Annotated in this window: 20 protein-coding genes and 1 pseudogene; 6 read left to right on the top strand and 15 right to left on the bottom strand. The window is 61.8% G+C overall.

The annotated features are described in order from the left end of the window. Positions 1–12: 12 nt before the first annotated feature. On the top strand, positions 13–228 hold the full coding sequence (locus AB5Y81_RS16985; RefSeq protein ID WP_017766370.1) for a hypothetical protein: 216 nt from the start codon (positions 13–15) through the stop codon (positions 226–228). 47 nt (positions 229–275) lie between these two features. Here the strand turns inward: AB5Y81_RS16985 and AB5Y81_RS16990 are convergent, their stop codons facing one another. Together AB5Y81_RS16990 and AB5Y81_RS16995 are read right to left on the bottom strand one after the other, a co-directional pair. Next, a complete protein-coding gene (locus tag AB5Y81_RS16990; RefSeq protein WP_279485339.1) occupies positions 276–1,031 on the bottom strand; it encodes a DNA/RNA non-specific endonuclease in 756 nt (251 codons plus the stop codon). A gap of 242 nt (positions 1,032–1,273) precedes the next feature. Further along, positions 1,274–2,251, bottom strand: a complete 978-nt coding sequence (locus AB5Y81_RS16995) for a cytochrome-c peroxidase (RefSeq protein ID WP_017784149.1) — start codon at positions 2,249–2,251, stop codon at positions 1,274–1,276. 449 nt (positions 2,252–2,700) lie between these two features. Between AB5Y81_RS16995 and AB5Y81_RS17000 the strand changes: the two genes are divergently transcribed. After that, positions 2,701–3,426 (top strand): carbonic anhydrase family protein, encoded by a 726-nt coding sequence (locus AB5Y81_RS17000; protein WP_279485338.1) that lies wholly within the window; start codon positions 2,701–2,703, stop codon positions 3,424–3,426. Between the two features lie 74 nt (positions 3,427–3,500). Here the strand turns inward: AB5Y81_RS17000 and AB5Y81_RS17005 are convergent, their stop codons facing one another. Together AB5Y81_RS17005 and AB5Y81_RS17010 are read right to left on the bottom strand one after the other, a co-directional pair. After that, positions 3,501–4,409: a pseudouridine-5'-phosphate glycosidase gene (locus AB5Y81_RS17005; RefSeq protein ID WP_206866492.1), complete on the bottom strand. Its 909-nt coding sequence runs from the start codon at positions 4,407–4,409 to the stop codon at positions 3,501–3,503. Then, positions 4,403–5,494, bottom strand: coding sequence for a PfkB family carbohydrate kinase (locus tag AB5Y81_RS17010; RefSeq protein ID WP_279485337.1), 1,092 nt, complete (start codon positions 5,492–5,494; stop codon positions 4,403–4,405). Before AB5Y81_RS17010 ends, AB5Y81_RS17005 begins: the two co-directional genes overlap by 7 nt. Positions 5,495–5,691: 197 nt before the next feature. On the opposite strand from AB5Y81_RS17010, the gene AB5Y81_RS17015 reads away from it, so the two are divergent. Together AB5Y81_RS17015 and AB5Y81_RS17020 are read left to right on the top strand one after the other, a co-directional pair. Continuing rightward, positions 5,692–6,195, top strand: a complete 504-nt coding sequence (locus AB5Y81_RS17015) for an RNA methyltransferase (RefSeq protein ID WP_099358808.1) — start codon at positions 5,692–5,694, stop codon at positions 6,193–6,195. Positions 6,196–6,217: 22 nt separating this feature from the next. Next, a complete protein-coding gene (locus tag AB5Y81_RS17020) occupies positions 6,218–6,325 on the top strand; it encodes an RNA methyltransferase (protein WP_017781467.1) in 108 nt (35 codons plus the stop codon). 49 nt (positions 6,326–6,374) lie between these two features. Here the strand turns inward: AB5Y81_RS17020 and AB5Y81_RS17025 are convergent, their stop codons facing one another. Beyond that, a complete protein-coding gene (locus tag AB5Y81_RS17025) occupies positions 6,375–7,118 on the bottom strand; it encodes a hypothetical protein (RefSeq protein WP_279485336.1) in 744 nt (247 codons plus the stop codon). A 210-nt stretch (positions 7,119–7,328) separates the two neighbouring features. Here AB5Y81_RS17025 and AB5Y81_RS17030 point away from each other — a divergent pair, with 210 nt between their 5' ends. Further along, entirely contained in the window at positions 7,329–7,760 is a 432-nt protein-coding gene (locus AB5Y81_RS17030; protein ID WP_005297901.1) for a universal stress protein, read from the top strand. Between the two features lie 63 nt (positions 7,761–7,823). Here AB5Y81_RS17030 and AB5Y81_RS17035 read toward each other — a convergent pair whose 3' ends face one another. The 6 genes and pseudogenes from AB5Y81_RS17035 to gpt form a co-directional block, all read right to left on the bottom strand. Continuing rightward, positions 7,824–8,459 (bottom strand): murein L,D-transpeptidase catalytic domain family protein, encoded by a 636-nt coding sequence (locus tag AB5Y81_RS17035; protein ID WP_279485335.1) that lies wholly within the window; start codon positions 8,457–8,459, stop codon positions 7,824–7,826. A gap of 153 nt (positions 8,460–8,612) precedes the next feature. Continuing rightward, a pseudogene (locus AB5Y81_RS17040) lies at positions 8,613–9,869 on the bottom strand (glutamate-5-semialdehyde dehydrogenase); the annotation flags it as partial. Positions 9,870–9,958: 89 nt separating this feature from the next. Then, a complete protein-coding gene (gene proB / locus AB5Y81_RS17045) occupies positions 9,959–11,062 on the bottom strand; it encodes a glutamate 5-kinase (protein ID WP_005297894.1) in 1,104 nt (367 codons plus the stop codon). 161 nt (positions 11,063–11,223) lie between these two features. After that, positions 11,224–11,616 carry a sigma factor-binding protein Crl gene (gene crl, locus AB5Y81_RS17050; RefSeq protein ID WP_005297893.1) on the bottom strand — a complete coding sequence of 131 codons (393 nt, stop codon included), beginning with the start codon at positions 11,614–11,616 and terminating at the stop codon, positions 11,224–11,226. Positions 11,617–11,677: 61 nt separating this feature from the next. Further along, positions 11,678–12,946, bottom strand: coding sequence for an esterase FrsA (gene frsA, locus AB5Y81_RS17055; RefSeq protein ID WP_005297890.1), 1,269 nt, complete (start codon positions 12,944–12,946; stop codon positions 11,678–11,680). Positions 12,947–13,067: 121 nt separating this feature from the next. Further along, complete coding sequence (gene gpt / locus AB5Y81_RS17060; RefSeq protein WP_005297888.1) at positions 13,068–13,535, bottom strand: xanthine phosphoribosyltransferase; 468 nt, start codon at positions 13,533–13,535, stop codon at positions 13,068–13,070. Between the two features lie 919 nt (positions 13,536–14,454). Here gpt and AB5Y81_RS17065 point away from each other — a divergent pair. Beyond that, a complete protein-coding gene (locus AB5Y81_RS17065; protein WP_279485334.1) occupies positions 14,455–15,906 on the top strand; it encodes an aminoacyl-histidine dipeptidase in 1,452 nt (483 codons plus the stop codon). Between the two features lie 696 nt (positions 15,907–16,602). On the opposite strand, the gene AB5Y81_RS17070 is transcribed toward AB5Y81_RS17065, so the two are convergent. From AB5Y81_RS17070 to AB5Y81_RS17085, 4 genes are all read right to left on the bottom strand, one after another. Then, complete coding sequence (locus AB5Y81_RS17070) at positions 16,603–17,604, bottom strand: dipeptide ABC transporter ATP-binding protein (RefSeq protein WP_279485333.1); 1,002 nt, start codon at positions 17,602–17,604, stop codon at positions 16,603–16,605. Beyond that, entirely contained in the window at positions 17,601–18,659 is a 1,059-nt protein-coding gene (locus tag AB5Y81_RS17075) for an ABC transporter ATP-binding protein (protein WP_042007445.1), read from the bottom strand. The genes AB5Y81_RS17070 and AB5Y81_RS17075 overlap by 4 nt, the downstream gene beginning before the upstream one ends. 25 nt (positions 18,660–18,684) lie before the next feature. Next, the gene (locus tag AB5Y81_RS17080; RefSeq protein ID WP_279485332.1) at positions 18,685–20,502 is read right to left on the bottom strand and encodes an extracellular solute-binding protein; all 1,818 of its coding nucleotides are present in this window, start codon (positions 20,500–20,502) and stop codon (positions 18,685–18,687) included. A gap of 82 nt (positions 20,503–20,584) precedes the next feature. Further along, the gene (locus AB5Y81_RS17085; RefSeq protein ID WP_005297873.1) at positions 20,585–21,628 is read right to left on the bottom strand and encodes an ABC transporter permease; all 1,044 of its coding nucleotides are present in this window, start codon (positions 21,626–21,628) and stop codon (positions 20,585–20,587) included. Position 21,629: the final 1 nt, after the last annotated feature.

A 21,629-nucleotide genomic window follows, 5' to 3' on the forward strand; every position in this document is an offset into this window, starting at 1 on the left:
AAGGAGCACGGCATGAGGCGTGACTGCATGGCCCTGATGGCCCTCGGCCTGGTTCTGGGCAACCTGCTCGGCGGCTGCGCCGACATCAAGGAGGCGGGCAGAACCGTGGGGCACACCACCCGCAACGTGACCCGCGAGATTGGCCACACCACCCGGGACGTGACCCGCGAGATAGGTCACGGCACCCGGGACACCGTCAAGAAGGTCGGTGATGAGCTGAGCAAATAGAAACAGGGGCCGACAGGCCCCTGTTTTCATCAGCGTCATGGGTGAACTCAGTTGCTCCACATGGTCATCAGCTGGGACTCCATGGCCTCTTCCTGCTCATCCGGCAGCTCGGCGAAGAAATCGAGCCCGGTCTGCTGCTCCACCTCATCCACCGTCACTATGTAATCCGCCAGCCGGCTGGCCGACACGTTCTCCTGCGGCAGGATGAAGGCGATCGCCTCCTGGTTGGCCACATCCATCACCACCCGGTAGTAGGCGTGGGGCACGGTCACACCGTTGCCGATGGAAGCATCGGAGTTGGTGAAGATGGGGCCGGTGATCACATAGACATCCTGATAGGCGATGGCCCACTGCCGGGTCTTCTCCTCCAGGATGCGCCAGGCCCCCTGGTTGAGCGCCGGTAGCTGCGGGGTCATGTTGGTCAGCAGGAAGCTCTGCTTCATGGTGGTGGCGGTGGAGCGCATGTCCGCCGCGGGCGCCTGGTGGCCGCGGTCATAGCCGGAGCCCTTGTAGTCGGCCAGGGTGGCGCGGAACTGCACCGGCACCTCCTTGTCCTCGGCAAAGGCATCCTTGCGTGGCACCTGACCCTGGGCGCTGGCGGCCGTCATCCGATAAGAGACCCAGTCGGAGACCTTGGTGTCGTAGTTGTAACCGGCGGCATAGCCGTCCCGGCACAGCAGTTGACTGGATTGGCTGGGTACCCCGAGCTTGACGTGATCCTTGCATTGGAAGCCCGCCGCCAGGCTCGGGAAGGTGGTGAGAGTGAATCCGATAGCCAGAACTAATTTATTGATATTATTCATTATTATGCCACTCCTTGTGTTAGGCGGAGTGATTTGACACCAGGTCGGATGAGTAAGGCAATCGAACGAATTGTGAGCGTGTCGGAAATGTGAAGAGGGCTGCAAATCGATAAAATCGCCGTCGCCAGCTGGGGGATTGTCATCCCTTTGTCATTGTGTAGTGCAGTAACTTCGAGAGGCTTATCAGATAGATAGGAACAAAAAAGCGGAGCCGGCGGCTCCGCTGCAATCATCACGCCCGCTCAGCTCTTGACCTGAGGCCTGGGGGTATCGGGTTGGGAGGGGGGCAGGATCGGCAACACGATCTGCGGCTGCTCGCCGGTCAGGCTCTTGAGGTAGGCGGTCATGTCGTCCGCCTCCTGCTCGCTCAGGGTCTGGCCGAGCTGGATGTCCGCCATGATCTGCACCGCCTCCTTCAGATCCCACACGGAACCGTCGTGGAAGTAGGGGTAGGTCAGCTCGATGTTGCGCAGGGTCGGCACCTTGAACCAGCCGATGAACTGCTTCTCGCCGGTCACTCCACCGCGTCCCTGGGCCGGGTTGTCGGTCTTGAACGGCTTGACCAGCCCCATCTTCTGGTAGGAGTTGCCGCCGATGGCCACCCCGTTGTGGCAGGCGGTGCAGCCCTTCTCCTTGAACAGCTGATAGCCCTTCAGCTGCTGCGCAGTCAGCGCCTTGGCATCCCCCTTCAGCCAGCGATCAAACGGCGCGTTGGGAGTGACCAGGGTCTCCTCGAAGGCGGCGATGGCATCGGTCACCTCGTCGATGCCGAAGTCCCCCTTGCCGTACACGGCGCTGAAGCGGGCCCGGTACTCGGGCAGGGTGTGCAGGGTCTCCACCGCCAGCTTGTGGCTGAAGGCCATCTCCAGCGGGTTCTCGATGGGGCCTGCCGCCTGCGCCTGCAGATCCTTGGCGCGCCCATCCCAGAACTGCACGAAGTTGAGGCTGGAGTTGAGCACGGTGGGCGAGTTGATCGGCCCCTCCTTCCACTTGTGGCCGAGGGAACTGACCTGGTTGTCCACTCCGCCGGTCGCCAGGTTGTGGCAGGAGTTGCAGGAGATGGCGTTGGATTTCGAGAGCCGCGGCTCGAAAAACAGCATCTTGCCCAACTCGACTTTTTCCGGTGCACTCACCTTGGCTGCTTCCACTGCCTGGATAGGCTCGTTCGCCCACCCCATCCCTGGCAGGCCCAGCGCCAGCAACAGACAATATTTATTCATTGTTTCTCTCTCCCTTGTGGCTGTGCATAACAGCAGCCTCAGCCTGCCCGGGAAAGCCTGTGTATTATTTGTTCAAGATCAAATGAGACCAACAAAAACCACATTTAAAACAATGAATTAGTTTATTACGGACGGAATAATGGCGGGGACTTGCGCGGCAAAAAAGAGCTGAATTCTGATGAGTGAATTATGAACAAATTCATCCGCGATGACAGCCAATTAATTAGATTGCTGTCATTGAATAAAGCGATTATTCAATATGCAGGCGTGACCGCCCATTATTTAGATTCATATTAAATACATCATAAATATCATCGGCGCTCACCCAGCCAATAATAACAATAGCGTCTGACCTTCTGTATCCCGCAATTCAGATGATGCCTTCCGTTATTTCCTCATCAATGCAGGAAACGGATGGCCGTGCTTTTCAATCAAGATAAGGATGCATGATGAAAGAGTCCCTGTTGGCCGCCACCCTGTTGCTCTGCCCCGCCGCCTTTGCCGCCACCCCGCACTGGGAATACAGCGGCGAGGCCGGCCCGGCAAAATGGGCCAGCCTGACCCCGGAATTTGGCCAGTGCGCGGGCCGCAACCAGTCGCCGGTCAACCTCTCTGGTCTGGTCAAGGCCGAGCTGGCCCCGCTGCAGTTCCACTACCTGGCGGACGGGCACAGCGTCACCAACAACGGCCACACGGTGCAGGTCGACTATGCCCCGGGCAGCACGCTGGAGCTCGACGGCATGCACTTCACCCTCAAGCAGTTCCACTTCCACGCCCCCAGCGAAAACCTCATCGAAGGCAAGTCCTATCCGCTGGAGGGTCACCTGGTCCATGCCAATGACCAGGGGGAGCTGGCGGTGGTGGCGGTGATGTTCGAGCCGGGCAAGGCCAATGGGGCCCTGAGCCAGGTCTGGCAATCCTTGCCAGCCAAGGCGGGGGAGCAGCACGCGCTCAAGGAGCCGGTCTCGGCAGAGCCATTGCTGCCCGCCAAACGCGACTACTACCGCTTCAGCGGCTCGCTGACCACCCCGCCCTGCTCGGAAGGGGTGCGCTGGCTGGTGATGAAGGAGCCGGTGCAGGTAAGCCAGGCCCAGATCGATGCCTTCAAGGCGGTGATGCACCACCCCAACAACCGCCCCGTGCAACCGCTGCACGGTCGGCTGGTGCTGCAATAACGCACCCGGCAACTCACAGAGCCAAAATGAAAAAAGAGGGCCAAGAGGCCCTCTTTTTCGTTTGCAGCAACTGATTACAGACTGGCGGCGATGCGGGCCCCCAACGCGGCGTTGTTCAGCACCAGCTGGATATTGGCCGCCAGCGAGTTGCCGCCGGTCAGTTCGCACACCCGGGCCAGCAGGAAGGGGGTGGACGCCTTGCCCTTGACCCCTTGCTCATCCGCCTCCCGCAGTGCCTGGGCAATGGCTGCGTCGATGTCGGCCTTGGGCATGGCAAACTGGGCCGGGATGGGGTTGGCCACCACGGCGCCGCCGGCCAGCCCCAGCTCCCACTTGAGGCGCAGCGCCTCGGCGATGGCCGTCGGGCTCTCGAGGCGGTAATCCACCTTGAAGCCGCTCTCGCGGGTGTAGAAGGCGGGCAGCTCCTCGGTCTGGTAGCCGATCACCGGCACGCCCTGGGTCTCGAGGTACTCCAGGGTCAGACCGATGTCGAGGATCGACTTGGCGCCGGCGCAGACCACGGCCACCGGGGTCTGGGCGAACTCCTGCAGGTCGGCCGAGATGTCGAAGGTCTCCTGGGCGCCGCGGTGCACGCCGCCAATACCGCCGGTGGCGAACACCCGGATCCCGGCCATGGCGGCGATGATCATGGTAGAAGCCACCGTGGTGGCCCCCAGCCCCTTGTTGGCCAGCACGAAGGGGATGTCGCGGCGGCTGCACTTGGTGGCGGCATGACCGGCCCGGCCCAGCGCCTCCAGCGCCCCCTCATCCAGACCCACCTTGAGGCGGCCATCGATGATGGCGATGGTGGCCGGCACGGCGCCGTTGTCGCGCACCACCTGCTCCACCTGGCGCGCCGTCTCCACGTTCTGCGGATAGGGCATGCCGTGGGAGATGATGGTGGACTCCAGAGCCACCACCGGCTTGCCGGCAGCAAGGGCTTCAGCGACGACCGGTTGGATATCGAGGTAAGCGTTCAACATGGGTACTCCTCCAGCATGCGTTCAACGGCGGCCTTGGATAGGCCGGAAAAGACGGTATCGGAACAATTGACGGTGAGCGCGGCGCAGCCGAGGGCGAAACGGGTGGTCTCGACGATGCCTTGCTCCTGCAACCAGGCGTGGGCCAGCCCTGCCATGAAGGCATCGCCGCCGCCGGTCACGTTGACGACCGGGCTGCCGAGTACGGACAGATGGCCCTGGCACTCCCCGTCGCTATAAAAGATCCCCTGATCGCCGAGGCTCAGGAACAGCCGCTGCACCCCGGCGCGGTGGAACCAGGCCGCCGCCATGGGCCAGGTGTCGGGCCCGGCGATGCGCAAGCCGCACAGCTGCTCCGCCTCGCTGCGATTCGGTTTGAGGGTGTGGATGCGGTGCAGCCAGGGGCGGATCTTCTCCACCTTGGCCACCGAGACGGTGTCGACGAAGATGGTGTGCTCCCCCTGACGCTCGAACAACCAGTCGAGGGTGTGGGTGGCGAGGTTGGTGTCGAGCAACCAGAGCCGGGCCGCCCCAAGAAATCCGCTCAGGGGGGCGAGCCGGGCCGGCGTGAGCTGGTCGATGATCCCCATGTCGTTGACGGCGCAGCTCATTTCGCCGCTGCCATCGTGCAGACTGAGGTAACAGGAGGTGGCCTGACCGTCCAGCACCAGCACCTGGCGCACGTCGACGCCGGCGCGCTGGCTCACCTCCAGCAGGTGGTGGCCGTACTGATCGTTGCCCACCGCGGTCAGCAGCCGGGTGTCGGTACCGAGCCTCGCCAGGTTCTCGGCGATGTTGCGCCCCACCCCGCCGGCGGAGGTGCGCACCCGGCCCGGGTTGGAGTCGCCAATGCGCAGGTTGTCGTGGCTGCAGCCGCAGATATCCATGTTGGCACCGCCGATCACCACGGCGTAGGGGCCCTCCCGCAGCACATAGCCGCGCCCCTGCACATAGCCCTGACGCATCAGGCTGGAGATGTGGCTCGCCAGCGCCGAGCGGCTGATGCCGAGCCTGTCCGCCAGCTCCTGCTGGGCAATCATGGGATCCTGGCGCAGCAGGGCGAGGATCTCTTGCTCACGTTCCGTCATAGACAAACATCCAGTTACAAACGTTTGTCCATTATTTCCGAAAAACGTTTACCCGCCATCGCTTCGTGCAAAAATTGTCGGCTTGCGCACAAAAACTCGACGATGGGAAGCAAGCGAATCTCGGCCTCTACCTGTTACTTTTTCTGCGTTTGCCGGCGGGCACGGCTTATAATGCGGCCGCCACAGAGGAGAGCGAGATGAGAGAGTCAGACCACGAATGCCTGCCACCACAAGGAGATGAGTCCGCGCCGCACGGCGATGCAGGTTATTGCTGCATCGGGCTGGTCAACCCCAAGTCACCGGAGAACGTGGGGGCCGTGATGCGGGCCGCTGGCTGCTATGGGGCGGATGAGGTCTACTACACGGGGACCCGCTTCGAGCTGGCGCGCCGTTTCGTCACCGACACCAAGCAGATGGTGGAGCAGATCCCCCTGCTCGGGGTCGACGATCTGATGGCCATGGTGCCGGACGGCTGCACACCGGTGCTGGTGGATCTGATCGAGGGGGCGACCTCGCTGCCGGACTACGTCCACCCCGAGCGCGCCTTCTACATCTTCGGCCCCGAAGACGGCACCCTGGAGCCGGCCCGCTTCAAGGCGGTGAAAGAGGTGATCTACGTACCGACCCGGGGATGCATGAATCTGGCGGCCTCGGTCAACGTGATCCTCTACGACCGGCTGGCCAAGCAGTTGAGGCGCTGATGATAAAGACGAGCAACAGGAGGTGATCTGCGTGGCCATACCCAAGGGCTGCATCAATCTAGCCGCCTCGGTCAATGTGATCCTCTACGATCGGCTGGCCAAGCAGCTGCGCGGCAACTCGGCAAGCTGACAGAAAAGTTCCTGAACAGGTAACCAGCCCTCCCCCGACGCAGGGCGCCTCAGTTGCCAGGCTTTAGCCGCCGCTCCTGCTCTTCGATAAAACCGCGGTAGTAGTCGTGCAACCGATAGCGTCGGTAGATTTCGGCCAGGGTGCCGTTCCGGACCAGGTTGACCATGCCCTGATCCCAGAGCTGCTGCAGGGTGCGCCCTTTCTCGGTGTCGGCAAAGATGGGGTAGGTCGGGATCCAGCGCAGAAAGGTGCGATGCATGTTGGCAGGAATGGAGTCCTCCGAGTAGAGCACCCCGGCAGTCAGATAGTAACGGTAGCGCTCCTTGGCCAGCAGTTGCAGCGCCATGTCGTGGCTGTCTATCTCGTGCCAGCGCATGGAGACCGGGATGTACTTGTCAAAGGCCCAGCCTCGCAGCCACACCACCCCCTGCCCCTTGAGGCTCGACTCGCCCAGCCACTGGGGCTGCCACTTATTGAGCATCAGCACCGTCAGGTCATCGGCCGAGGCGGGATAACGGGGCTGCAGCACGCCGCTCACCTCATCCCGGTAAACCCCCATCGCCATGTCGCCCCCCTGCTGGGCGATCACCGCCAGCGCCCGCTTGTAGGGCACGATGCGGGGGATGACCTCGTAGCCGTTGGGCTGGTAGATGGCACGCACTATGTCCAGATAGATGCCACGCCCATCCCGCTGGCAAAAACCCGGCCAGTCATCGCAATAGACATTGAGGGGATCGGCCCGACCGGGCCAGCAGAGCAGCAGCAATACCCATGAAAGCAGCAAACGAACCATGTCTTGACTATTTCTCCGGAGGCGAATGCTGTCACCCATCGAGCCGGCCTATCTGGCAAGGGTGCACAGGCCATATCCCATGATATGAAGATCCGTCGGCAAAGCACCACTTTTTACCGGTTTTGCGAGCGAGTCGAGGGTTATTGCCGACCGAATGGGTATTATTGACAATGAGATTCATTAGTAACCCAACCATAGGGGAGCCTTCATATGCCATCCATCAAAACCCTGCTCTGCCCGGTCGATTTTTCCCAGATGTCGCAAGCCGTGCTCGACTATGCCGTATTCATGGCCCAGAGCCATCAGGCCGAACTCAAACTGGTTCACGTGGTGGACCAGCTGCACGGCTTCGACAGCTACAAGATCCTGCACATGACCGCCATTGAGATCACCCACGAGATGGAGCGTCAGGCCAAGAGCCAGATGAAGGAGCTGATCGCCAGCCTGCCCATTCCGGCCACCTTCGAGGTACGCTTCGGCCGCGCCGCCGACGAGATCGTCGTGCAGGCCAAAGAAGAGAAGGCCGATCTGGTGGTGATGGGCAGCCACGGCCGCTCCGGCATCAGCCACCTGCTGGTGGGCAGCGTCGCCGAATCCGTGGTCCGTCACGCCCCCTGCCCCGTGCTGGTGGTGCGCAAGTAATCCATCACCCGAAACAAGAAGGCCAGCATATGCTGGCCTTCTTTTTTGGCTCTAAGGCAGGCCTCAGCCGTGGGCGTAGATGACGCTGCCCCCCTTGATGATGTCGATGATGGCCCTGGACTGCTCCTTGGGCAGTGCCGGGCAACCCCAGCTGCGCCCCAGCTTGTCATATTTGAGCAGATGACGGGGACTCGCATAGTCAGCGCCGTGCACGACGATGGCCCGCTTGCGGGCGTTGCTGTTCTGGCCCGGGCTCAGGCCGTCGAGGCGCAGCGAATAGCCGTGCTTGCCCTGATAGGTTTCGGCGGTGCGATAGACCCCGAGCGAACTCTTCATGGAGTTGAACTGGTTGGAAAACTGGCGAGCGTCCCGCTCACCCGAATTGCGGCCATGGCTGACCCAGGTGTGATAGAGCAGCTTGTGGCGTTTCACGTCGATGACGAACAAGCGGCGCTGGGTTGAGGGTTTGCTGTAGTCGATGATGGTGAGAATGGGTTTGCGCTTGTGGCGCACGCTCTGGTAACTGTTGAGGGCCTTGCGAAACACCTGTTTGTCGAGCTTGCCGGCCAGCCCCAGCTGGCGATAGAGATCCTGATCCCAGCTGGCGTGGCTGCTGCTGCTGAAACAGAGCGCCCCCAGCAACAGTGGCATGCTCAGCCACAGCGCTCCCCAGCGCTTTATCCAATCTGTCTGCTTCATCCTTGAATCTGCTCCCGTTTTTGTTGCTAGCAAAGTGTGCAAAATATCGCCACACCCTGCTGGATAGTTATATGCAAGCCCCTGATAGCCCGCAAGAAAAAAGCAAAAAAATGCCGACCAGGGTCGGCATTTTCACACAGGGCAAAAAGGGGCTCAGGCGCGGCTCAGATAATCCGCCAATCCTACCCATTTGTAGCTGGTGAGCTCGGTCAGCCCCATGGGGCCACGAGCGTGCAGCATCTGGGTCGATACCGCCACCTCGGCGCCGAGACCAAACTGGCCGCCATCGGTGAAACGGGTGGAGGCGTTGACGTAGACCGCCGCCGAACCGGCGCCGTTGACGAAACGCTCGGCATTGGCCAGATCGTTGGTGAGGATGGCATCGGAGTGACCGGCATTGTGCTCGCGCATATGGGCCAGCGCCTCGTTCACGTCCGCCACCAGCTTGATCCCCAGGGTCAGCGAGAGCCACTCGGTATCGAAGTCTTCCGGGCCGGCGGCACGCAGGCTGTCGGCGCCCGCCAGCAGCGGCATGGCCTCCGGCCTGGCCACCAGGGCCACCTTGCGCTCGTTCATTAAGCCAACCAGTTGCGGCAACAGGGCCGGCGCCACCTTCTCGTGCACCAGCAGGGTGTCGAGGGCGTTGCAGGCGGAGGGGCGCTGCACCTTGGCGTTGTCGATGAGGGGCAAGGCCCGGGCCAAATCGGCGCTCTCGTCGACGAAGATGTGGCTGATCCCAAATCCGCCGATGATCACCGGAATGGAGCTGTTCTCCTTGCACATCTTGTGAAGACCCGCGCCGCCGCGGGGGATAATCATGTCCACGTAGCGGTCGAGGCGCAGCAGCTCACCCACCAGGGCCCGGTCCGGGTTGTCGATATATTGCACCGCCGCCTCGGGCAGACCGGAGGCCGCCAGCGCGCGCTGGATCACCCGCACCAGCTCCAGGTTGGAGTGGAAGGTCTCGCGGCCGCCGCGCAGTATGCTGGCGTTGCCGGTCTTGAGGCAGAGGCTGGCGATGTCGATGGTAACGTTGGGGCGCGCCTCGTAGATGACGCCGATGACCCCGATGGGCACCCGGCGGCGGGAGAGACGCAGGCCGTTCTCCAGCACCCGACTGTCGATTTCGGCCCCGACCGGATCATCCAGGGTGATCACCTTGCGCACGTCCGCCACGATACCGGCCAGTCGGGACGGGTTGAGCAATAGCCGATCCAGCATGGCCTCGGAGAGGCCCGCCTCGCGCCCGGCGGCGATGTCTTTCTCGTTGGCGGCCAGGATCTGGTGGCTGCGCGCCTCCAGCTCGTCGGCGATGGCGGCCAGCGCCAGGTTCTTCTGCGCCGTGCTGACGGTGGCCAGCTGATAGGCGGCTTCACGGGCCGCCTGCCCCATTTTCTCCAGACTCATCTCTCTTCCCTTTGGTTCTTGCGGGGCCGCCTGATGGCGGCGCCTCTCTTATCCTGGTGTGCCGCTGCCCATGCTCTGCCGCGGCTGACGCCTCACAGCAGCACCATGTCGTCGCGGTGGATCGCAACGGCGCCGTAGCCGTAGCCCAGCACCTGTTCGATGTTATCCGAATGGACACCGCGCAGTTTATCCAGCTCCAGATGATTGTAACGGCAGATGCCGCGCGCCAGCTCGGCCCCCTTGGGATCGAGAATGCGCACTACGTCGCCGCGCACGAAATCCCCCTTCACCGCCACTATGCCCTTGGGCAGCAGGCTGGAGCCCTTCTCCTGCATGGCGGCGACAGCCCCCTGATCCACCTGCACTTCGCCATGAGGGGGTGGCCCTGCCAAGATCCAGCTCTTGCGTCCTTCCAGCGGAGAGGCCAGCGCCGGGAACAGGGTGCCGATGCGCTCGCCCCTGGCGAGACGCCCCACCACCTCCGGCATCTGACCGGTGGCGATCACCACGTTGACCCCGGCGCGGCGCGCCACGTCGGCCGCCTGCAGCTTGGTGGCCATGCCACCGGTGCCGAGCCCGCTGACGCTGTCACCCGCCAGCTTGCGCAGGGTGTCGTCTATGGTTTGTACCTCTTCGATGAGCTGGGCATCCGGATTGGTGCGCGGATCGGCGGTGAACAGCCCCTTCTGGTCGGTGAGCAGGATCAGCAGGTCCGCATCGGCCAGGATGGCGGCGCGAGCGGAGAGGTTGTCGTTGTCCCCCACCTTGATCTCGGCGGTGGCCACAGCGTCGTTCTCGTTGATGACCGGGATGATGCGGTGATCGAGCAGAGTGCGCAGGGTGTCGCGGGCATTGAGGTAGCGCTCCCTGTCCTCCAGATCGGCACGGGTCAGCAGCATCTGGCCGATGTGTAGCCCATAGAGGTTGAACAGATCCTGCCAGACCCGGATCAGCTGGGTCTGGCCCACCGCCGCCAGCATCTGTTTGTTGGGCAGGGTTGGCGCCAACGGAGGGTGGCCCAGATGCTCACGGCCGGCGGCGATGGCCCCCGAGGTGACCATCACGACCCTGTGGCCGTGACGGTGCAAGGCTGCACACTGTCTGACCAGCTCGACCATGTGGGCACGATTGAGCTGGGAAGATCCCCCGGTGAGCACGCTGGTGCCCAGTTTGACGACTATGGTTCTGTTTTCCATGGGAGCAAAAAGGCTGAAATGTAAGGAATCCCTTTATACCCACGGCCCTGTTGCCCTGCAAGGCAATTAACGCCGCCCGGCAGGCGGGAAATCGGGATGGCCGGCAGCGCGGCAAAGAAATGCCCCGCCAGCCGATGGGTGGCTGGCGGGGCGGCGGGTCATCAGGCGGCAGTGACGGTCAGCTCGTTGGTGACCTGCTCGGCGGGAGCGAGCTGGCAACCAAGCTGGTGCAGCTTGTCGCTGATGAGCTTGTAGAAGTGGTTGAGGGTGCGTTCGACTTCCACCTGATGCTTCTTGGGCAACGGCTTGTCGAGCCACTCCCCGTCCGCATTGTAGAAGCCGACCTGATAGTGGTAGCTGAAGCTGTGATCGTCTTGCTCCAGCACCAGCCACCAGCCCCAGAACTCCCGTTTGTCCGGTGCCGGCTTGGCACTGACACAGACGGAAAGGCAGTCGAAACGGTAACGCCCCTCTTCACACAGGTCCTCACGTAAATAGGGGCCAATCGCGGCAAACTGCCTCAGCAGTCGCTTGTAGGTCACTCTTTCTGACATGTTAACCTCCCTGTTGAACAAGCCACGTCACCCTGGGATGACGATAAATTTTAGCGCTATATCATGTACATAAGTGCTTCTTGAGCCAGTCGACCATCTCTTTCAACGCCTCGTCGTACACCTCCAGCAAGGGTTGTTTATCGAACACCACCGCCTTGCCGTTGCGGCTGGCGGAGGCCAATGCCCGTACATCCTGCTCGGGACAAATGAAATCTCGCTTGTGTCCAATACTCAATATCGGCACAGATGTGCGAGTCCCCAGCAATCCTTGCGTCTTGAGTGAAAATACCTGGCACTTGGTGCGCAGCGACTCCCACTCGGCCGCATCGGCGCCGAGGCGGTTGGCCAGCCCGTCCCGCATCATGCGCGGGCAGCGGGCGAACATCTCATGATTGGTAAACACCTGGTTGACGCCGGCACCGATGCAGACCACGGTCCGCAGCTTGAACGGTTCGATGAAGGCGAGACGCGCCGCCACATTGCCCGCCAGACGGAATCCCACCATGGCGATGCGCTGGTGATCGACCCAGGCCACCTCGGAGAGATGGTTCAAGACCGCCTGGTGGAGCCGGCTGGTGTCCTGCACCAGCGGCCAGTGCTCGGCATAACCGATGCCCGGCATGTCCAGCGAGAGCATGCCGATGCCGTTGGGCTCCAGGCACTTGAGATAGAGGTTGAGGAAGTCGACCTGCAGCGAGTCGATGCCGCCGCTGACGATGACCAGGGGCACCGGCTTGTCGGTGGTCGGCAGGTGCAGGTAGCCCTGAATGTGCTTGCCGCGAAACGGCACCTGGAGCTCCTTGAGCGGCACCTTGAACAGGCGGCCCGCCTCACGGTAAGCCATGTTGCCGAGCAACTGGGCCTGATCCGCCAGCTCGTCATTCTTCAGGTGTGGATAACTGGCAATGGAGTAGTAACGTACCGCCTTGAGCAGGCTTTTCAGGGCTGCGCCCCGCTCGCCCTGCGCCACCAGCTCGCGACCCCGGTTGAAGTAGCGGCCAGCCAGCTGGCTCCACTCATAGACCCAGTTGCCGGGCACATAACCCTTGATGGTGTCGAGGAAACGCTCGTGGGTACGCTCGCCCTCGCCCATGGCGATGCGGGCCAGAGTCTGCTCCACCTCGACCGGATCCGCCCCCTGCCAGGCCCAGGTCGGCCGGCGCAGCAGACGATACCAGCGCGTTGACATAGAACCGTCGATGAAGCTCTCGTCCACATTGTGATCCTGCTCCTCCACCGGGCTGGAGTTGGAGACTTCGGAGGTCTCCAGCACCTTCTTGACCCGGGTAAAGAGCTGCTCGGTCAGGTTGAGGTCGTCGTTCAAGTCCAAAGCTGTTACTCATTTCTGTCATGCAATGGCTCCATCTTAACCACTTTTGCCGCCGGGCAGCCAGTTGCACCACAAAAAAACAGGGCCCCATACAGGGGCCCTTTGCAGCAATGTTGGCGGCTTACTCTTCGTCGCAGATGGGGGTGGCGAACTCCAGCGCCATGTCCCACGGCTGTTCGATCCAGGTGTCCTGCGGGATGGCCACTTCGAAATCATCCAGCAGCGGCTCGCCCATGGGCTTGGCGAAGATGGCGATGAATTTGGCCTTGGGGTAGAGCTCGCGGATCACCTTGGCAGTGGTGCCAGTGTCCACCAGATCTTCCACCACCAGCCAGCCTTCGCCGTCACCCGCGGTGCTGGCGGCCTTCACCACCACCAGATCGCGCTGGTTGTTGTGGTCGTAGCTGGAGATGCAGAGGGTTTCGACGTTGCGGATGCCAAGTTCACGGGCCATCAGCGCCGCCGGAACCAGGCCGCCGCGGCTGACCGCGATGATCCCTTTCCACTGGCTGACAGGCAGTTGACGACGGGCCAGACGGCGCGCTTCACGTTGCAGGTTGTCCCACGACACATAAAACTTTTTCGGCATACTATCGATCTCAACGAGTTATAAAAACAATCACTTAAGACTTTAAACCCCGTGCAGACGCACGTGATTTCGTTAATGCTGACGGCCCTTTTCCCCAAATTCGGCTTGCACCGCGGCCGCCTCGGGAGAAGACCCTCGGCAGCGAAAACAGATGCAATGGAAGCAGGATGGGCAGAGCTGGCGGTCATCTCACCCGGGGGCAGGACCGCAGACAGGCTGTTGGGCGGGCATGATACCATCGTTTGCGGATAAATTGACTGGCAAACGTATGCGAAATGCAGGAAAAAAATCGAAGCAAGTCCGGCTGACTCCCTCTTTTTCCTCTCCCCGGCGGGGTTTGCCGCTCGGCAGATAAAAAAATAGCAGGGGGAGGATGGATTCCTCACTCACCTGCTTTTTTCGATACGCCCGTCGTCAGCCTGGCTGACGGCCCGCATCAACGGCGGTTGGCGTAGGGGTTCGGGTAGCTGAAGCCCTGGGTATAAAGAGACTGGGCGAACCAATAGGTTGAATTGCTGCCTGACATAATAAACTCCTGATTGCTTAACAAGTTACGTACCTTTATGCGGGTTCAAATCCTTGAACGGACACTCGGTTCCATGGAGGCGCACTTGCTTTGCTTCGGTTCCCTGGAGGCATTCATCGTCATCCTGACGGGTGGCGAACCACGGTCGTTAATTTACCAGTCGGCGCCATAAACTCAATATTTTTGTGATGTGAATCACAAAAAATCTTTTGTGCTGGCTCATTTTGCCCCCACCGGAGCAGTTCGCTGCCAATCCCCCGCTTGCCAGCACAAGCTGCCCGCAATTTGCGCTGATCGCTCACATTTTTGTGTGATTGACTGTATTATCGTTATCCTCTTCCTCGCCCCGCTGCCGGGGCTCTGTCATTTTCCGTGCTGGTAAGGAGTCCCGACGTGGCACAGCTTAGCTCTCTCTCTCCCAAACTGATTTGGCACTTCTTCGAACAGATCTGCTCCATCCCCCACCCCTCCAAGCACGAAGCCCAGCTGAGCGCCTGGATCATGCAGTGGGCCGAAGGGGAAGGGCTGGCGGTCAAGCAAGATGCCGTCGGCAACATCATCATCAAGAAACCGGCCACGCCGGGGATGGAAAACCGCAAGGCGGTAGTGCTGCAGGCCCACATCGACATGGTGCCCCAGGCCAACGCCGACACCCAGCACGACTTCACCAAGGATCCCATCGATGCCTACATCGACGGTGAATGGGTCACCGCCCGCGGCACGACCCTGGGTGCCGACAACGGCATGGGCATGGCCGGCTGCCTGGCCGTGCTGGCCGACAAGAGCATCAAGCACGGTCCGCTGGAAGTGCTGCTGACTACCGACGAAGAGACCGGCATGACCGGCGCCTTCGGTCTGGAAGCGGGCTGGCTGGAGGGCGAGATCCTGCTCAACACCGACTCCGAAGAGGATGGCGAGGTCTACATGGGCTGCGCCGGCGGGGTGGATGCCAATATCCGCTTCCCGCTGGAGCAGGTTGCCGCCGCTGAAGGCGAAGGTTTCGAGCTGCAGGTAAAAGGGCTGCGCGGCGGTCACTCCGGGGTCGACATCCATCGCGGCCGCGGCAACGCCAACAAGTTGCTGGTGCGTCTGCTCAAGGCCGCCGAACCGCTGGGCCTGCGCCTGGCCGAGATCCACGGTGGCACCCTGCGCAACGCCATCCCGCGCGAGGCCCGTGCCAAGCTGCTGGTGCCCACCGCCAGCGTCAACGAATTCAAGGCCCTGGTTGACCGTTATACCGGCATCTACCAGAGCGAGCTGGCCGCCACCGAAGCCAACCTGACCGTGCTGCTCACCGCCCAGGAGAAACCGGCCCAGCTGATGAGCGAGTCCCTGCAGGCCCGCCTGCTGGACTCCCTGATGGCCTGCCCGAACGGGGTGATCCGCATGAGCGATGCCATCCCGGGCGTGACCGAGACCTCCACCAACCTGGGTGTCATCAAGACCCAGGATGGCGAAGTGTACGTGCAGTGCCTGATCCGCTCCCTCATCGACTCCGGTCGCGAGAGCGTCGAGCAGATGACCCGCTCCCTGTTCAATCTGGCTGGCGCCAGCTGCGAGTTTACCGGCGCCTACCCGGGCTGGGCACCGAACGTGGACTCCCCGGTGATGGCGCTGGTACGGAACAGCTACCAGACCCTGTTCGGCGAGATGCCGAACGTCATGGTGATCCACGCTGGCCTCGAGTGCGGTCTGTTCAAGAGCGCCTACCCGGAGTGGGACATGGTCTCCTTCGGCCCGACCATCCGCGGCGCCCATGCGCCGGGCGAGAAGGTGCACATCCCGGCGGTCGAGCGCTTCTGGCAGCTGCTGGTCCACGTGCTGGAACAGATCCCGGCCAAATAAGCCCGCAGACCAGGGCCGACCGGCCACACCACATACCCCGCCAGGTGCGGGGTATTTTTTTGCCTGCCCCCGCCAACCCCTGGCATGTTTCCCCTCGAAACCGCCAGACAGCTCTGCTGCTCTGACATACCCCACCTCCCACTCACCCAGGCCTGTCAGCCTGGCCATCAGCACCGCAACCTAAGTGCCCGCTGAAACCGTCTCCATAAACAGCGCTGGATTTGAAAACCCTTTCCATGATTTATGTAAATTTACAACACAAAAAGTTGATCCAGCTCACAGAAGGCCATAGGATCAAAGCGTGACCAAGGTCACAGATAACAAGTCAACGACAGAGCGATGAGGTGAATATATGTTTGAGAATCTGGCAGTACTGTTCCACCTGAAGGGTGTAACCAGCAAGAAAGGCGTGGCAGATAAAGATACCTATGCACCGTCAACCCGCAACTACTACTTCCGTTATGGCGCCTGATACCGTCGGCGGCCAATTTCGTGAAAGAGTTACCGGGTATTTAAGTAGTAAAATTACAAACAACAGCAATCCACACAGCAGCCATCCCCTCTCGGGGGCGCTGTCCTGCCCTGGCCAGATGTTCCACGGCCAAACCTGAACTCCAACCATGAAGATGGGGCCCGCAGGCCCCATTTTTTATTCGTTGTTTCCCGTGCCATCTTGCTGCGATGCGGGCACCGGCATCATACCGCCTTTCCCAGGGGGATCGCCTCGGCCAGTGGCAACGGCGTGTGGCAGGCCACCTGGTGACCGGCCCCGTCGCACGACTGCAGACTTGGCGACTGGGTGCGGCACAGCTCGCCGGCATAGGGGCAGCGCTGGTGAAAGTGGCAGCCGCTCGGCGGCGAGATGGGGGATGGCACATCACCGGTCAGCAAGATGCGCTGGCTGCGCCGACGCGGATCCGGCACCGGGATGGCCGAGATGAGTGCCTGGGTATAGGGGTGACGCGGCGCCAGATAGAGCGACTGCGCCTCGGCCAGCTCGACGATCCGGCCCAGGTACATGACCGCAATCCGATCCGAGATGTGCTTGACCACCGACAGGTCGTGGGCGATGAAGATGATGGCGAGGTTCATCTCCCGCTGCAGGGTGAGCAGCAGGTTGACTATCTGGGACTGCACCGACACATCCAGCGCCGACACCGCCTCGTCACAGACCAGCAGCTTGGGCTTGAGGGCGATGGCCCGGGCGATGCCGATGCGCTGGCGCTGGCCGCCCGAAAACTCATGGGGATAGCGATCCACCGCGCTGCCGGGCAGCCCCACCTTCTCCAGCAGCTCCTGCACCCAGACCCGCCGCTGTTCGGCGTTGCCCTTGCCGTGGATGACGAAGGGCTCCTCCAGGATCTGCCCCACCGTGTGGCGGCTGTTGAGGGATTCTGCAGGATCCTGAAACACGATCTGCATCTCCTGGCGCAGGGAGCGCATCTCCTTGGGCGAGAGGTGGGTGATGTCACGCCCCTCGAAGGTGATGGTGCCGGCGGTCGGTTCGAACAGCTTGAGCAGGGTGCGCCCCAGGGTGGACTTGCCGCAGCCGGACTCGCCCACCAGCCCCAGCGTCTCCCCCTGCTTGAGATCGAAGCTGATGCCGTCCACCGCGTAGACGTGGTACTTCTTGCGCAACAAGCCGCCGCCCAGCTGGAAGTACTGCTTCACGTCGCGCACCGATAAAAGCGTCTTCATACGGCTAGCTCCCTCCAGTGGTGGCAGGCCACCCCGTGCCGCTCGGCGAGCTGCTCGGTGGCCGGAATGGCCCTCACGCAGATCTCGGTGGCATGGGGACAACGGTTGGAAAAACGGCACCCGGCGGGCATCTCGTGCAGGGCGGGCACCTGCCCCTTGATGGTCTTGAGCAGGCTCTTGGGCTCATCCTCGAGCCGCGGGATCGAACTCATCAGACCATGAGTATAGGGATGGCGCGGGTGGTCAAACAGCTCGAACACGTCGGCCTGCTCCACCGCCCGGCCCGCATACATCACCACCACCTCGTCACACAGCTCCGCCACCACCCCGAGATCGTGGGTGATGAAGATGATGGCCATGCCGGTCTGGGCCTGCAGCTCCTTCATCAGTTCCAGGATCTGGGCCTGGATGGTCACATCCAGCGCCGTGGTCGGCTCGTCGCAGATGAGCAACGCCGGCTCGCAGGCGAGCGCCATGGCGATCATCACCCGCTGGCGCATGCCGCCGGAGAGGTTGTGGGGATAGACGGCAAAGCGCTGGGCGGGCTCGGGGATCCCCACCTTCTGCAGCATGGCGATGGCCGCCTCCCTGCGCTGGGCCTTGTTGTAGTCGGGACGGTGGAGGCGGAACACCTCCATCAGCTGATCGCCGACCGTCTGCACCGGGTTGAGTGCCGTCATCGGCTCCTGAAAGATCATCGAGATGCGGTTGCCGCGCACCTTGTACATCTGATCCGGTGACAGCGCGAGCAGATCCTCCCCCTGAAAACGGATGGAACCCGCCACCACCTGACCATGGGGTTTGGGCAACAGCCCCATGATGGCGAGCGAGGTGACGCTCTTGCCGCAGCCGGACTCGCCGACCACCCCCAGGGTCTGGCCGGGGGCAACCTGGAAGCTGACCCCGTCGAGCACCTTGATCTTGCCGTCGTCGACGGCAAATTCCACCTCGAGATCGCGTACCTCAAGAATCGGGGCCTTGCTCTGGCCATCATCCACGCCGAGCTGCCTCCCATGATCCCGGGCACCCGGGTGGGGAGCCTGTGTGTTGGGCATGACTGCTGCTCCCTTCTGCGCCATATCAGTGACGTGCATAGGTCTTGTCGAGCAGGTTGATGGGCGCCAGCGCCTCCCCTGCCTCCTTGGCTTTCAGGGTCTCTTCCTTCACCTTGGGATCGAGCCAGAGCAGGCCGCCACTGCTGTGGGGGTAGCCGTCCATGGGCCAGTAGAGCAGATCAGGCGTGTTCTTGGTGGCGGGCACCTCGGGCAGCATAACGTAACGCCAGCTGCTGGCCCGCACGTAGTTGAGCTGTACCCCGGGCACGAAGATGGCGAGATCATAGATGCGCTGCTGGATCTGGCGAGAGAGCTCGGCCCGCTTGGCCATGTCGAACTCGACGTTGTAGGCGTCGATCAGCGCGTCGAGCTGTTTGTCAGCCACGTTGAACAGGTTGTTGGTCTGCGGCTTGTTGGCGTTGGCCGAGTGGAACGACTCCCAATACTGCGGATAGAGACCGCCGCCGGCCCAGCCCATCCAGGCCGCCTCGTGTTTCTTCTCCAGCATTGCCTTGAAACCGGTGGCGCCGTCCACCAGGTTGAGCTCCAGATCCAGCCCCGCCTTCTTGGCCTCTTCCTTGAGCACGGTCAACCGCTTGGAGTGCTCCTGGCTGGTGTAGGTGAGCGCCAGGGTCAGCCGCTCCCCCTTGTCGTTCTGCAGGATGCCGTCCGGCCCCGGCTTGCTGTAGCCCGCCTTGGCAAAGTAGTCGCGCGCCTTGCTGATGTCATAGGCCCGCTCCGGCAGCTGCATGTCGGTGAACTCGCCAAAACCCGAGCCGAAGGTGGTGGCTCTGTCGTAGTCGCCACGCAGCACCGTCTTGATCATCTTGTCGATGTTGAGAGCATGCTGAATGCCGAGCCGCACGTTGATGTCCGCCAGCTTGGGAGTGGCGATATTGAGATGCAGCCCCTGCCCGCCCTGCTTGGTGTCGGTCATTGCCATCACCTTCTGCACGTATCCCTGCTTGTACTCGGGGGTGACCGCTTTTTCATGCCACCAGTTGGGCAGGATCATCTCGAAGGTATCCAGCTCCCCTTTCAGGAAGTGACGGAAGGCGATGTTGTGATCGCGGATCACCTGCACCTTGATGGTGTCGAGGTTGAACCTGTGCTGGTTGTAGCGATCGTCCTTTGCCCACCACTCCTTCTGCTTGCTGAAGGTGATGGACTTGCCCTTCTTCACGTCGGTCATCACGTAAGGGCCTGTGGTGGGCACCACGGCCCAGTTGTACTGCTTCACCCAGTTGGGGGTGAGCTTGTAGTAGTGCTTGGGCTGGGGCCACAACTCGGTGGTGTTGAGCAGATCCAGCTTGGCCTTGCGGGTGCCCGCCTTGACCAGGATGGTGTGGTCGTCAACCTTCTCCACCGCCACCACCTCGGTGGTGTAGTAGTTGTTGAACCAGGGCCCCTTGATGTCTTTGGAGCGCATCATCTCGTAGCCGAAGGTGTAGTCATCGGCGACCACCGGCTTGCCGTCGGACCACTTGGCACGCGGATCCAGCTTGAAGTAGACGGTCTGGTTGTCCGGCGCGATGGCCCAGTGGGTCGCGAGCGACGGAATGGGGTTGCCGGTATTGGGATGGAAGCTGATGAGCCTCAGCTGGTTGTCCTGGATAAAGGAGCGGAACGAGCCGTTGGAATCCGGCCCCACGGTGCGAAACGTCAGCGGAAAACTGTCTATAAACATGGTGATGCTGCCGCCGGGCAGCGCCTTGGGCGAGGCGAACACGGGGTCGGTGTCGTTGGTTTCCCACTTGAGATCCGCAGGCAGGCTGGCCGCCCACACCCAGGTCCCGTTCACCAACAAGAATAGAGCACCTATCCATTTGATTTTATTGTTCATGTTTGACTTCCTGGTCATACCCCTGCACTGGGGGTTTAGCAATTTAAGGGTGAGCAACCCGGCGCCTTGAGTGCGCCACAGGTCACTGATAACGGGTAAATTTGCGCGGGTCGAACGCCTCGCGGATCGCCTCGCCGATGAAGGAGACCATGATCAGCACCAGACTCACCGCCGCCACCACCGAGCTCACGATCCAGATGGCATCCAGGTTGTTGATCCCCTGGGAGAGCAGCTCCCCCCAGCTCGGGGTGGGCGGGGCCAGACCAAAGCCCAGATAGTCCAGCGCCGTCAGGGTGGAGATGTTGCCCACCACGGCAAACGGCGCCAGGGTGACGATCATCATCAGGGTGTTGGGCAGAATGTGGTTGAAGATGATCCGCCCGGTGCCGGCCCCCTGGGCCCGCGCCGCCATCACGTAGTCCCGCGCCCGCTCCTTGTAGGTGAGGGTGCGCATGTACCAGGTGATGCCCATCCAGCCGAACAATACGTTGATGGCCACGAAGAGACCGAAGTTGGGCTTGGCCAGCGACACCAGGATCATGATGACGTAGAGAAACGGCACCTGGGACCAGATCTCGATGAAGCGCTGCAGCACCAGGTCAAAGCGTCCGCCGAGAAAGCCCATCATGCAGCCGATGGTGACGCCGATGGCGTAGCTGGCCACCAGCGCGATAAAGGCAAAGCCGATGGCGATACGAAAGCCGTAGACCAGCCGCGCCAGCACGTCACGGCCGCTGGTGTCGGTGCCGAGCAGGTGGCGCTCGGCCAGGCTCGGCGCATAGGGTGGGTAGGCGTCCTGCTTGAAGTCCTGCTCATAGGGATTCCAGGGCACAGGTGGCAGCAGCACCCAGTCCCCCTTGCCCTCTGCGGAAAATTTGTCTTGGAGCTGGCGGTAATTGGTCTCGTACTCGTAATCGAGCCCGAACTGCTGACCCGGGATCACGTCGCCATAGGTGGGAAAATAGAGCTCCCCCTGATAGCTCACCATCAGTGCCCGGCTGTTGACCAAGAGCTCCGCCAGCAGGGAGAGCAGCACCAGGGTGGTGAAGATGATGAAGGAGTAGTAGCCGCGTTTTATCGATTTGAAACGCTTGAGTTTTTTCAGCGTTACCGGATTCAGGTTCATG

Origin of the sequence: Aeromonas sp. s2 (genome assembly GCF_040907935.1) — a bacterium.
Lineage (GTDB): Bacteria > Pseudomonadota > Gammaproteobacteria > Enterobacterales > Aeromonadaceae > Aeromonas > Aeromonas dhakensis.